The organism is Bacillus sp. ISL-34, assembly GCF_018613325.1.
Taxonomy (GTDB): Bacteria; Bacillota; Bacilli; order Bacillales; family DSM-1321; genus Peribacillus.
This window is the reverse complement of the sequence record NZ_JAGGQJ010000023.1, coordinates 155,702-167,943: the sequence shown is the minus strand read 5'-3', so window position 1 is coordinate 167,943 and position 12,242 is coordinate 155,702. Positions and strand designations below refer to the sequence as shown.

Genomic DNA, 12,242 nt, shown 5'->3' with positions numbered 1-12,242 from the left:
TATCAATTCGTACGCACGATCATTACATCACAGTTTGAATGGCGAACGATGCCTTCCGACACACTGCCGATGAGGAAACGTTCGACTGCATTAAGGCCTGTTGCACCGCAAACAATTAAATCGATCGAATGCTTTTTCGCTAAATCCCTTGGAATTTGAACTTTAGGAGAACCATATGCAACTTCTGTTTGGACCTTTGCAATCCCGGAGGCAATGGCTTCCGTTTTATACTTGTCCAATAGCTCATTGGCAAAGGTTTCAGAGTGATCACGGATAGTCATATCATGAGCTTCGACAGTAGGGAAATTCCTTGTATCCACGATATGTGTGAGCACAAGGGTAGCGTCACTGAGTTTTGCTAAATAGATTGCCTTTTTTAAGGCCCACTCTGCTTCTTCAGAACCGTCCACTGCTACAAGAATATTTTTATAATCTATACTATTCAAGGGAATCTCCTCCTTCTATTTCATTCCTATTATACTATGATTTACCTAATGGGTCTGATTTCAATTGTAACAAATTAGCGAATGTTTTAATCTGGAAATCGCAAAATGAAGTAAATGATTCCAACCTTTTTATGAAGAAAAAATCATGGAAGAAACGAAACTCTCATTTTTACCTTATTTGTTTATTTATGGTAACCTTTAATGTGTGAGGGGAGTTTTTTCTTTGAGTGTTTCAAGAATAGTAAACTATTCATTATATTTATATGTACTTTTGTATGCATTTATCTACTTCATTTATGCTTTATACATTAATGCTGTACATGCTTCTACCAGTTTAATGAGTATATCAGCCATGTTTCTACCATTTGTTCTATTACTGTTTTTACAATGGATTTCATGGAAATATACCGATCAGCATAATAAAAGAAAAATCAAAATTAGATTTATAGTCATATCAAGCCTTGGCTTATCTCTTCTATTTTATAGTGTGGTTATGTTAGGGGTAAATGAATATGAATCAAGGTTCACCACTGAAAGATGGTTAAATGATGATGAAGGAAGAGTATATCTGGTTGATGACTTAATGAATGAGCATGAATTGATGGGCAAGACAAAAGAAGAAGTGATTACGCTTTTAGGTTCCCCAACGGAAACGGAATATTTTAAAGAGAAAGATAATGTTGTTTATTATCTCGGTGCCGAGAGGGGAATCATAAGAATAGATAGTGAATGGCTGGTCATTTGGTTTGACGGCAGTGATAAAGCAGTGAAGTATAGACTGCGGACCGATTAGTTGAAAGGGAACTTTGAATAAATACCCCCGTCTTAAATGAAGGCGGGGGGTACATGAATTGGTTAATGCATGATCATTTTATGATTTGCAGGCTCTTCGGAAATTTGGTCAAAACCTCACAGCCGGTATCGGTGATCAATAGATCATCTTCAATCCTGACGCCTGCAACATTCGGAACATATATGCCAGGTTCGATCGTATAAACCATTCCGGATTGAAGCTCGAGGGAATTCGTTTCAGTCAAGGATGGGTATTCATGGACGCTGATCCCAAGTCCGTGGCCGAGCCTGTGAGGGAAGAATTCACCGTATCCTTTATCCCTGATGATGTTTCTGGCAGTCAAGTCTATCTCGGAACAGGATACACCAGGTTTACTGGCTGTAACGGCAGCTTCTTGTGCCTTAAGTACAGTTTCATATATTTCTGCCTGTTTATCATTGATATCTCCGTAAGCAACCGTTCTAGTGATGTCAGAGCAGTATCCTTCATGAACGACGCCCAGGTCAAAAAGGACAAGGTCGCCGCGCTGAACCTTCGTATTCCCAGGTGTGCCATGTGGGGAAGCGCCATTTTTACCAGTCAGGACCATGGTGGAGAAAGACATTTGGCTGACTCCGGCCTTTTTCAATTCGAATTCTATAGCTGCAAGGATTTCCATTTCCGTTTTACCTTCATGAATTTCGCTGACCCCCACTTCAATCGCAAAGTCGGCAAGGCGGCAAGCTTCACGGATTTTGACCATTTCATCTTCCGACTTGATCATTCGCATCCTTTGAAGTTTTTCTTCTGCGGAAACGAGCTTTGGTGCTCCAAAGTATTGTTGGACCTTTTCATAGCGTTCTACATTCATATGCTCTTTTTCAATGGCCATTTTATTAATGGTTAACCCGCGATTCACCACTGCTTGCTTAACCTTTTCCCATGGATTTTCAGTGTCGGTGTAACCGATGATATCTCCATTCCATCCAGCCTGTTTAGCATCCGGAACTTCCATCTGCGGGCAGACCAGGAATGGGTCGGCATTTGCAAAAATGGCAAGTGCAAGCAGTCTTTCATGAGGGTCACTAAAAAAACCGCTTAAATAGTAGATGCTCTCTGTAGATGTTAGTAAAGCGGCTTCTACCTCATTGGACTGGAGCCAATTTTGTAGTTCTGTCAAACGTTCATTCATGACGATACCTCCATTAGTAAGATATAATTACCTTAGCAATATTTATAAGTATAGTAAATGGGAAAGGCCTAATAAGGCGATTTTTAAAAAAGTGAGTAAGGGAAGGGAGCATCAAAAATGAAAGTATCTTTTCATGGACATGCAGTTGTAAAAGTCGAAACGAATGGTAAAACGATTTTATTCGATCCATTCATTACTGGAAACGAATTGACCGATTTGAAGGTGGAAGATGTGAAACCGGATGTGATCATCTTAACACATGGTCATAATGACCACGTCGGTGACACGGTTGAATTGGCAAAGAGGCATGATGCACTTGTCATTGGTATAGCGGAGATTGCCGACTACCTGGGTGCTCAAGGGGTTAGGACCCACGGGATGAGCATCGGCGGAGCTTTCGAGTTCGACTTTGGAAAAGTGAAACTGACGCCAGCTTTCCATGGAACAGGATTCATTGACGGAGATGGGCAAATCGTTTATTTGGGAATGCCTGCTGGAGTATTGCTTACGATAGAAGGGAAAACGATCTATCATGCAGGGGATACAGCGGTATATTCCGATATGAAACTGATCGGTGAGCGACATCCGATTGACTTGGCATTCTTGCCAATCGGCGATAATTACACCATGGGCCCCGAAGATGCCGCACTTGCAGCGAAATTCCTTCAAGCCAAACAAGTCGTGCCGATTCATTACAATACTTTCCCTGTCATCAAACAGGATCCTAACAAATTCATCGACCTGCTTGAAGAGGGAAATGGATTGATTATGGAAGCCGGAGATGAAATCGAATTATAAAAGGAGCGGGAGCCTATAGGGGCTTCCGTTTTTTATGTGTATCGTGTGGGGATGGCCGACCAAAATGACGGGTGATTCCGGCAATCGGAAAGTTAAGTCTCGTTCAGCAGCCAAGTCTTTTTTCCTTTCACAGGCATAAAATGAATAGATGAAAAAAGGGGGGATTGGATGAAACAGAGGTTATTGCTTTGTTTGCTTTTATGCGGTGTGATGCTGTATTATGCCGTGCCGCGTTTGTCGTTGGAAAACGGCGGTCTTGAGGGTCTGTTTGCTGGATCCTGGCTGTTGTTTGCATTGTTGGCGGTGGCTGGCAACTTGACGGGGATACTATATTCCCCTAAGAAACAAAAGGTAAAACGCCAACCGGAATACAAAAGGTTGCGCCAATACTAGTAGTTGTTTGATAAACTAGGCTCTTTGACCTTATAATGGAGAATAGGAATACCGTGAAAAGGGTGAAGCGCTTGGCTACAAAGCATGAACAAATATTAAAACATATCGATGGGCTCCCTGTTGGCGAAAAGATTTCGGTTCGTCAAATTGCGAAAGCATTGAATGTTAGTGAAGGTACGGCATACCGGGCAATTAAAGAGGCGGAGAACCAGGGCTACGTGAGCTCGATTGAGCGGGTAGGCACGATCCGTATCGAGAAAAAGAAAAAAGAGAATATTGAAAAGCTAACTTTTGCTGAGGTAGTCAATATTGTTGACGGACAAGTTCTGGGTGGTAAAACGGGACTTCATAAGACATTAAATAAATTCGTCATCGGGGCGATGAAGCTGGATGCCATGATGAGATATACAGGGGCAGGAAACCTGCTGATCGTCGGAAACCGTACACAGGCCCACGAGCACGCGTTAAAAGCGGGTGCAGCAGTGCTGATCACCGGGGGATTCGATACGGAAGAGCCCGTTAAAAGGTTAGCCGATGAATTGGAGATGCCAGTCATCTCAACAAGTTACGATACGTTTACCGTCGCAACGATGATCAATAGGGCGATCTATGACCAATTGATCAAAAAGGAAATCTTGCTGGTGGAGGATATTTTGACACCCGTACAGGAAACTACCTTTTTAACGGTGGGTGACCGTGTTCAGACTTGGCATGAACTGAATCAGGAATCCGGGCATAGCCGTTTCCCTGTAGTAGATGACAATATGAAGGTTCAAGGAATGGTGACATCAAAAGATATCATCGGACAGGAAGAGCTGACGCTCATTGATAAGGTGATGACGAAAAACCCGATGACCGTAGGCGATAAAATGAGTGTGGCATCTTCTGCACATATGATGGTTTGGGAAGGAATTGAGTTAATCCCGGTCGTGAATGACAGTCATATCCTCAAGGGTATCGTGAGCAGGCAGGATGTCCTTAAGGCACTGCAAATGAGCCAAAGGCAGCCTCAGGTCGGCGAAACGATCGACGATACGATCACAAGCCAGCTTGTGATGACTTCGAATCGAGGGAAGGGCGAGGAAGTGTATAGCTATGGAGTCACTCCGCAGATGACCAATTACCTTGGGACCATTTCAAGCGGTGTGTTCACGACATTGGTCACCGACTCAGCAAATCGTGCACTTCGAAGCTATAAGCGCGGTGACTTGGTCGTGGAAAACATGACGATTTATTTCATCAAGCCAGTCCAGATCGACAGTACGCTTGAAATCCATCCGCGTGTCCTCGATGTAGGACGTAAATTCGGAAAAGTGGATGTTGAGGTGTTTAACCAAGGCAAACTTGTCGGAAAGGCGATGTTGACTTGCCAATTGCTGGACCGATCATGAAAAATGAAAAGGATAATCGAATTTCGATTATCCTTTTTGATTTGCAGCTTCTTCGATTGCATGCGGCAAATAAAATTTATACATTTTATAGCCGCCCCAAATGCTGAATAGGCCAACGAAGATGAAAACGGCAGCAATGATATAAGTGATGGTCGTGTGGAATAGAAAAAGCTGATTGATTCCGAATAGTGCGACAAACGCACCAAGGGCAATGGAAGATTTCCCTGAAATCCACTTTTTCTCCATCGGCATTCTGGTTCGGACCGATTTGATTTTATAAAACAGATAGACCCCTAATGAAAGAACGATCAAGGTGACAAGAATAGGCATCGTTTGAAATTCCCCCAATTTAACATATGTACCTTTTTATTGTAGCGGGAAATGAAAGAGAATGCCACAGTAAACAAGATGAGTCTTCCTATTTCCGCAATTTTTTGATTAAATGAAATATATCATCTTTATTTGGCTCGATAATACATATGTTAAGGGGAGATCTATATGAAAGCTGAAATATTAGCAGATATAAAGCGTTATGATACTATAATTCTCCATCGTCATGTCCGTCCAGATCCGGACGCTTATGGTTCACAGGGGGGATTGGCGGAAATCCTGAAAGCATCCTTCCCCGAAAAGCGAATTTTTACGGTCGGGAAAGAAGAACCGTCATTGAATTACTTAAGAAGGCTCGATGTGATTTCGGATGAAACATATGAAGGTGCATTGGTAATCGTTTGTGATACCGCGAATACGGACCGGATTTGTGATGCACGGTACACGACGGGGGATAAACTGATTAAAATCGATCATCATCCCAATGAAGATCCATATGGGGATATGCGCTGGGTCGATACATCGGCAAGTTCCACAAGTGAAATGATTTATGAGTTTTACCAGTTCGGGAAAGAACAAGGCTTGAAGATGAGTGATGAAGCGGCACGCCTTCTATATGCGGGCATTGTTGGCGATACAGGTCGTTTCCTATTCCAAAGTACGACTGAAAAGACATTTGCCTATGCCAGTGAGTTGATTCACTACTCGTTCTCCCGCCCTCAGTTATATCAGGAGATGTATGACGTCGAGGAAAGCATAGTACGGTTGAATGGCTATGTGCTGCAGCATTTTGAAATCCTTCCATATGGTACAGGGAAAATGATCATCACAAAAGATATACTTGAAAAATTCCATGCTTCTACATCTGAGGCATCTCAGCTCGTTTCCTCGCTCGGTTCGATTAAAAATGTTAAGTCATGGGTCTTTTTCATTGAAGAGGATAAAGAAATCAGGGTCCGTTTCCGTTCTAAAGGACCAATCATCAATACGATTGCCCGTAAATATAACGGCGGAGGCCACCCGTTTGCAGCAGGGGCTTCGATCCATTCTTGGGACGTAGTGGATAATATCCTTGCCGACATGGAAGAGTTGAATAAAGCGAGTGAAAAAGACTAAATAGTTTTTTGCACTATTTAAAGACCAAATCGCAGCTGATTTGGTCTTTAAATTTGGTGGGTATCCACTTTAAGAAGTCGTCCTTTTTAGTTTGATTTCAATATTCATTTTCGTATAAAACATGATTTCGACGACTTCAAGTTGATAGCGCTTTTTATTGATGGTCACGATCTTATTTTCTATCGATTTTTTCAAAAGCACCTTTCCGTCATAGACACTGGCGACATCTTTGGCGAGAAGGGAGGACAGGTCGTCCTCAATCACATCCTCCGCTTCTGCAATACTCAGCCGATCCAGACTGTATTTTTCATTCGTAATGGTTACTTCCACTTCCTGAATCGTCAGGATCTCCTCGTTTTTCTGGTTCAATTTTTTATAATCCTGCTCCCAAATTGCGATTTCCCCGTTTAAATCCTTGATCTCTTCTCTTTGTTCGTGAAGGGTCCGGATCTGTTTCTCCTGCTGGACACCATGCATATAAAAGAAAATCACCCAGCTGATCAATCCGCCAAGTGCGGCTCCGGCAAAAAAACGCTGCCAGGTGGGAGACCTGTGATAGGGAGGAATCCTCATGATGAAATATGCTCCTGCGTGAACCAGTTTATGATCAGTGCTCCTGTCTGTGCCCCTCCAAGTGCGGATAGAATCAATAGTACCTGCTTGACTATATCCTTTGTTTCTCCGTGGAAAATACCGCGTTCGAAATTATAGACCATATCAAAAGTACCACCGATCGCAGCGACAATCGCCCAAATACGAAGGCTGTCCGATAGCCGGAACACAGTCGTCATCGGGGCTTGTCCAGTAAAAAAAGCGGCGAGGCCCCCGATTATCGAGCCGCCAAGCAATACGCCAAGCGATATGAAAAAGCTGTTGAGAAAGGCTGGAACAAAGGCTTCATTCATATATCATCATCCTTTTTTGCTTGATATTCTTCTATTCCATTTATATGGGAAGTTCAGAGGTATTATGATAGTCGCCGGAAATCAGGAAGTTAAATTGCATTGGTAATGAGAACATATTTTCTTTTTTTGAAATAAACACTATAATGAAAAGAAACATGCCTTACAAAGGTGGGAGAAAAAACGTGTATACTCATCTCCATATTCAGAGCGGATACAGCCTGCTGACAAGTACGGTGAAGATCACTGAACTTGTGGCCAAAGCGAAAGCGGATGGCTGTACAAGTCTTGCCTTAACCGATCGAAATGTTATGTACGGTTCGGTCTATTTTTATAAAGAATGCAAGAGACAGGGGATAAAGCCGATCATCGGCATACTTGCGGATGTCCTCGATGAACGGGAATCGGCACATGGACTTCTTTTATTGGCAAAAAGTCTAGAAGGATATCAAAATCTGCTTAAAATAAGCAGTGCCATAAAAACGAAATCCCCGTCAGGCATTCCAATGAATTGGCTAAAAGCCTATTCCAGGGGATTGATTGCAATCACACCGGGTGCAGAGGGGCAAATAGAAACGCTATTGAGAGAAGAAAATCCTGAAGAAGCCAAACAGGCAGCAGGGAGATTACTGCAAATTTTTGGTCATGATAACTTTTATGTATCCATACAGAGACTTTCGATTGCGGATGAGGAAAAAGGTAACGAAGCCATAAGTCAGTTGGCGAGAGATTTAGAAATAAAGATTGTCGCGACGAATCCGGTCTATTATTTGAACGAAAGCGACGCACTCGCTCAAGAAGTCCTGTTGGCAATTGGAAATGGCGACAAGCTGGCGGATGAGACGCATACGGTTCTTGAATCCGATCAATATTATTTGAAAAGCCGGGCTCAGATGGCAGAACTATTCCATGACAGACCGGAAGCACTCGAAAATACACTACAGATTGCCTCGCAATGCAATCTGGAAATTCCATTTCAGCGTTCACTGCTGCCTAAGTACCCAACTGAAGATGGAGTCACAGCCGAGGAAATGCTCGAGGCCATCTGTTTCCAAGGGCTGAAGGAAAGATTGCCGGAGCCATCCATTCTATATGAAGAGCGCCTGCGATATGAATTGGATGTCATCACCAAGATGAAATTCAGCGATTACTTTTTAATCGTTTGGGATTTCATGAAATTCGCTAAGGAACATCAAATCCTGACTGGTCCGGGAAGGGGTTCGGCCGCCGGATCGATGGTCGCTTATGTGCTATCGATAACGGATGTCGATCCCATCGAACATTCCTTGCTGTTCGAGCGTTTCCTCAATCCGGAGCGTGTCTCGATGCCGGATATCGACATTGACTTTCCGGATAATCGCCGCGAAGAAGTGATTGCCTATGTCGCGAAGAAGTACGGGGAACTACATGTAGCACAAATCATTACATTCGGAACATTGGCTGCAAAGGCTGCACTAAGGGACACAGGACGTGTTTTCGGCTTGAATTCAAAGGAACAGGAAGCGGTATCGAAAATGATTCCAGGCCGTCTGGGCATCACGCTTCCCGAGGCTTTCAAGGAATCGAAAAGGCTCAGGGAATTCGTTAATGAGAGTGACCTGAATCAAAAACTTTTTCAAACCGCGTTATTGCTTGAAGGCCTGCCTCGCCATGCTTCGACCCATGCTGCCGGCGTCGTCATCAGCGACCAGGCACTGACCGAGCATATTCCGATTCAGGGAGGGCATGATGGCATCCATCTGACTCAATATCCAATGGACCTTCTCGAAGAACTGGGACTTCTTAAAATGGATTTTCTTGGACTTCGCAATTTAACGCTCATCGATAATATTTTAAATAACATCAAAAAGGGAACGGGGAAAAAGCTTGACTTGTCCCATATCCCGATGGATGACCCCGAGACGCTAGCCCTTTTAGGTAGGGGAGAAACAACCGGAGTGTTTCAATTTGAATCGGATGGCATCCGAAAGGTTTTGATCAAGCTGAAACCGAACCGATTCGAGGATATCGTCGCGGTCAATGCCCTATATCGTCCAGGTCCGATGGAAAATATACCGCTGTTCATCGAGCGAAAACATGGTTTGGCTCCGATTGATTACCTGCACGAGGATTTGAAGGATATTCTCGAGCCTACATACGGGGTCATCGTTTATCAAGAACAAATCATGCAAATTGCCTCCCGCTTAGCCGGGTTTTCACTAGGGGAGGCTGACCTGCTCCGTCGTGCCGTTTCGAAGAAGAAAAAGGATGTTCTGGATCAAGAGCGGCAGCATTTCGTGAGCGGCTCATTGAAACAAGGATATTCCGAAAAAACGGCAGATGAGATTTATTCCTTGATTGTCCGTTTCGCTAACTACGGATTCAACCGAAGCCATGCGGTGGCGTATAGTTTCATCGCTTATCAGCTTGGTTACTTGAAAACCCACTATCCGGAATATTTCATGGCAGCACTCCTGACATCGGTCGTCGGGAATGATGAAAAGATTTCGCAATATATCCGTGAAGCAAAAAAGAAAGGGATATCGGTTCTGACTCCCTCGATTAACCGGAGCGGATACCCGTTTTTACCGGAAAAGGACGGGATCCGTTATAGCCTTGGAGCCATAAAAGGGATAGGCGGTACGGTCCTGAAAGAAATCTTTGCTGCGAGGAGGCAGAAGAAGTTCGCTGATTTATTCGATTTCTGTTTGCGCGTTTCGGGAAAAATCGTAAATAGAAAAGTGTTGGAGGCACTTGTGCATTCAGGTGCATTTGATGAATTCGGTGAAGACCGGGCAACATTGTTGGCGAGCTTGGACGTAGCGATCAATCATACGGAATTGGTTAATCCGGATGATGATCTATTCGATATGTTTTCGGATGGCGAGTTTTCACTCAAACCGAAATACAACCGGGTCGATCCCATCCCTATCGAGCACAAACTCTCATTGGAAAAAGGCGCATTGGGGCTTTATCTCTCGAATCATCCGGTGACAAGCTTCAGAGAACTTTTTCAGCACTTCGGCTGCTTGACCATTGATGAAGCTACCAATAAAAAGGAATCAAAGGTCTTACTTGGCGCATACATTACGTCGGTTAAAACAATAAGGACAAAAAAGGGTGATGTGATGGCATTCTTGAGCGTTAGTGATGAAGAGGGGGATATTGAAGCGGTCGTTTTTCCAAATGTTTATAAAAACCACTCTGCCGACTTGAATCATGGACAACTCGTTATGCTGCAAGGAACATTGGAAGAGCGGGATGGAAAAACACAGCTCCTGATCAGGAACGTATACCCGCTTGAAAAAGTGAAGCAGATGAAAGAGGAAAAAAACGGAAAGATATTCCTGAAAATTGAGGCTGGCAAGCAAACGAAGGATACACTGCAAAAAATAAAAAAAATTTTGATGCAGCATAGCGGTGAAACCAAGGTCATGCTTTTTTACGAGAGGGAAAACCGCTATGTACAGCTATCTTATTGGGATTGGGTCAACCCTACAGAAAGTCTGATGCAGGCACTATTTGACTTGGTCGGAAAAGGGAATGTGGTTTATAAGAAAGAATAACTGTTTTACAACTTAAATAGTTATGTTATATTGAAAACAGGCCGCTGTGGTCTGACCACTAGATTTCAGCATATAAGATATGGGTTATCCAATTTGTTTTAGGAGTGAAAACATGACATTAAGAGAAGAAGCATTACATATGCACCGCTTGAATCAAGGGAAATTAGAAACAGTTTCGAAAGTACCGGTTAGGAATGCAGTAGATTTAAGCCTGGCTTATTCTCCTGGTGTTGCAGAACCATGTAAGGATATTTACGATAAGCCGGAAACCGTTTATGACTATACAATGAAGGGGAATACTGTTGCCGTTATTTCCGATGGAACGGCTGTGTTGGGACTTGGAAACATCGGTCCGGAAGCTGCTATGCCGGTTATGGAAGGAAAAGCCGTTTTATTTAAAAGTTTCGCTGGAGTGGACGCTTTCCCAATCTGTTTAAAAACGACGGATGTGGACAAAATTGTAGAGACCGTTAAATTACTCGAACCGACTTTCGGTGGTGTGAACTTAGAGGACATAGCTGCACCAAATTGTTTTGAAATTGAAGAACGACTCAAGAAAGAAATGAATATCCCTGTTTTTCATGATGATCAGCACGGTACAGCCATTGTTACTGTTGCCGGTCTTGTGAACGCGTTACGGCTTGTGAATAAATCTATGTCGGAAATTAAAGTGGTGGCGAATGGAGCGGGAGCTGCGGGCATTGCCATCATTAAATTGCTTTATAGCTATGGAGTTCGTGACATCATCATGTGTGATACGAAGGGTGCCATTTATGAGGGCCGTTCGACAGGTATGAATGATACAAAAGAACAAGTGGCGAGAGTGACCAATCGAAATAAAATTTCAGGACCTTTGGAAACTGTCATTCAAAACGCTGATGTATTTATAGGTGTTTCTGCCGCAGGTGCATTGACAAAAGAAATGGTTTCTTCGATGAATCGGGATGCGATCATTTTCGCGATGGCTAATCCAGATCCGGAAATCATGCCGGAAGATGCGAAAGCAGCGGGTGCCAAGGTTGTAGGAACAGGCCGTTCGGATTTCCCGAATCAGGTCAATAACGTCCTTGCTTTCCCAGGGATTTTCCGTGGGGCCTTAGATGTACGTGCGACACATATCAATGAAAAAATGAAGGTTGCTGCAGTACAAGCCATTGCCGGTTTAATACAGGAACATGAGTTAAACGAAGACTACGTTATCCCTGCTCCATTTGATGAGAGGGTAGCACCTGCCGTTGCGGCTGCTGTTGCCAAGGCAGCGATGGAAACGGGAGTGGCTAGAATTAATGTGAATCCCGAGGAAATTAAAGAAAAAACAAGGAAATTAGCGATCATTGGAAAAAGTGAGGAATAATTA

At 43.4% G+C, this 12,242-nt stretch carries 12 protein-coding genes; 7 read left to right on the top strand and 5 right to left on the bottom strand.

From position 1 onward, the window contains the following. Window positions 1-2: 2 nt before the first annotated feature. Complete coding sequence (locus tag J7E52_RS16315; protein WP_214749036.1) at window positions 3-437, bottom strand: universal stress protein; 435 nt, start codon at window positions 435-437, stop codon at window positions 3-5. Between the two features lie 232 nt (window positions 438-669). On the opposite strand from J7E52_RS16315, the gene J7E52_RS16310 reads away from it, so the two are divergent. After that, window positions 670-1,239 carry a hypothetical protein gene (locus tag J7E52_RS16310; protein ID WP_286197813.1) on the top strand — a complete coding sequence of 190 codons (570 nt, stop codon included), beginning with the start codon at window positions 670-672 and terminating at the stop codon, window positions 1,237-1,239. A 73-nt stretch (window positions 1,240-1,312) separates the two neighbouring features. Here J7E52_RS16310 and J7E52_RS16305 read toward each other — a convergent pair whose 3' ends face one another. After that, window positions 1,313-2,410: a M24 family metallopeptidase gene (locus J7E52_RS16305; protein ID WP_214748568.1), complete on the bottom strand. Its 1,098-nt coding sequence runs from the start codon at window positions 2,408-2,410 to the stop codon at window positions 1,313-1,315. 117 nt (window positions 2,411-2,527) lie between these two features. On the opposite strand from J7E52_RS16305, the gene J7E52_RS16300 reads away from it, so the two are divergent. The 3 genes from J7E52_RS16300 to J7E52_RS16290 all read left to right on the top strand — a co-directional run bounded on the left by J7E52_RS16300 (window position 2,528) and on the right by J7E52_RS16290 (window position 4,992). Beyond that, on the top strand, window positions 2,528-3,208 hold the full coding sequence (locus J7E52_RS16300; RefSeq protein ID WP_214748565.1) for a metal-dependent hydrolase: 681 nt from the start codon (window positions 2,528-2,530) through the stop codon (window positions 3,206-3,208). Window positions 3,209-3,376: 168 nt separating this feature from the next. Next, window positions 3,377-3,601, top strand: coding sequence for a hypothetical protein (locus J7E52_RS16295; RefSeq protein ID WP_214748562.1), 225 nt, complete (start codon window positions 3,377-3,379; stop codon window positions 3,599-3,601). Window positions 3,602-3,672: 71 nt separating this feature from the next. Then, entirely contained in the window at window positions 3,673-4,992 is a 1,320-nt protein-coding gene (locus tag J7E52_RS16290; protein ID WP_214748559.1) for a DRTGG domain-containing protein, read from the top strand. Between the two features lie 27 nt (window positions 4,993-5,019). Here J7E52_RS16290 and J7E52_RS16285 read toward each other — a convergent pair whose 3' ends face one another. Next, window positions 5,020-5,322 (bottom strand): YtpI family protein, encoded by a 303-nt coding sequence (locus tag J7E52_RS16285; RefSeq protein WP_034309143.1) that lies wholly within the window; start codon window positions 5,320-5,322, stop codon window positions 5,020-5,022. Between the two features lie 168 nt (window positions 5,323-5,490). Between J7E52_RS16285 and J7E52_RS16280 the strand changes: the two genes are divergently transcribed. Next, a complete protein-coding gene (locus J7E52_RS16280) occupies window positions 5,491-6,438 on the top strand; it encodes a DHH family phosphoesterase (protein ID WP_214748557.1) in 948 nt (315 codons plus the stop codon). Window positions 6,439-6,507: 69 nt separating this feature from the next. Here the strand turns inward: J7E52_RS16280 and ytrI are convergent, their stop codons facing one another. Further along, window positions 6,508-7,011 carry a sporulation membrane protein YtrI gene (gene ytrI / locus J7E52_RS16275; RefSeq protein ID WP_214748554.1) on the bottom strand — a complete coding sequence of 168 codons (504 nt, stop codon included), beginning with the start codon at window positions 7,009-7,011 and terminating at the stop codon, window positions 6,508-6,510. After that, complete coding sequence (gene ytrH, locus J7E52_RS16270) at window positions 7,008-7,343, bottom strand: sporulation membrane protein YtrH (RefSeq protein ID WP_076364742.1); 336 nt, start codon at window positions 7,341-7,343, stop codon at window positions 7,008-7,010. The genes ytrI and ytrH overlap by 4 nt, the downstream gene beginning before the upstream one ends. A gap of 155 nt (window positions 7,344-7,498) precedes the next feature. Between ytrH and dnaE the strand changes: the two genes are divergently transcribed. Beyond that, window positions 7,499-10,885 carry a DNA polymerase III subunit alpha gene (gene dnaE, locus J7E52_RS16265; RefSeq protein ID WP_396020287.1) on the top strand — a complete coding sequence of 1,129 codons (3,387 nt, stop codon included), beginning with the start codon at window positions 7,499-7,501 and terminating at the stop codon, window positions 10,883-10,885. A gap of 112 nt (window positions 10,886-10,997) precedes the next feature. Further along, a complete protein-coding gene (ystJ, locus tag J7E52_RS16260; protein ID WP_214748531.1) occupies window positions 10,998-12,239 on the top strand; it encodes an NADP-dependent malic enzyme in 1,242 nt (413 codons plus the stop codon). The last annotated feature ends 3 nt before the right edge of the window (window positions 12,240-12,242 follow it).

What these genes read in the sequence shown, in the direction of transcription:
- J7E52_RS16305 (WP_214748568.1), bottom strand. Translation starts at nt 2,410, where the DNA reads ATGAATGAACGTTTGACAGAACTACAAAATTGGCTCCAGTCCAATGAG.
- J7E52_RS16300 (WP_214748565.1), top strand. Translation starts at nt 2,528, where the DNA reads ATGAAAGTATCTTTTCATGGACATGCAGTTGTAAAAGTCGAAACGAAT.
- J7E52_RS16295 (WP_214748562.1), top strand. Translation starts at nt 3,377, where the DNA reads ATGAAACAGAGGTTATTGCTTTGTTTGCTTTTATGCGGTGTGATGCTG.
- J7E52_RS16285 (WP_034309143.1), bottom strand. Translation starts at nt 5,322, where the DNA reads ATGCCTATTCTTGTCACCTTGATCGTTCTTTCATTAGGGGTCTATCTG.
- J7E52_RS16280 (WP_214748557.1), top strand. Translation starts at nt 5,491, where the DNA reads ATGAAAGCTGAAATATTAGCAGATATAAAGCGTTATGATACTATAATT.
- ytrI (WP_214748554.1), bottom strand. Translation starts at nt 7,011, where the DNA reads ATGAGGATTCCTCCCTATCACAGGTCTCCCACCTGGCAGCGTTTTTTT.
- ytrH (WP_076364742.1), bottom strand. Translation starts at nt 7,343, where the DNA reads ATGAATGAAGCCTTTGTTCCAGCCTTTCTCAACAGCTTTTTCATATCG.
- dnaE (WP_396020287.1), top strand. Translation starts at nt 7,499, where the DNA reads ATGCCTTACAAAGGTGGGAGAAAAAACGTGTATACTCATCTCCATATT.
- ystJ (WP_214748531.1), top strand. Translation starts at nt 10,998, where the DNA reads ATGACATTAAGAGAAGAAGCATTACATATGCACCGCTTGAATCAAGGG.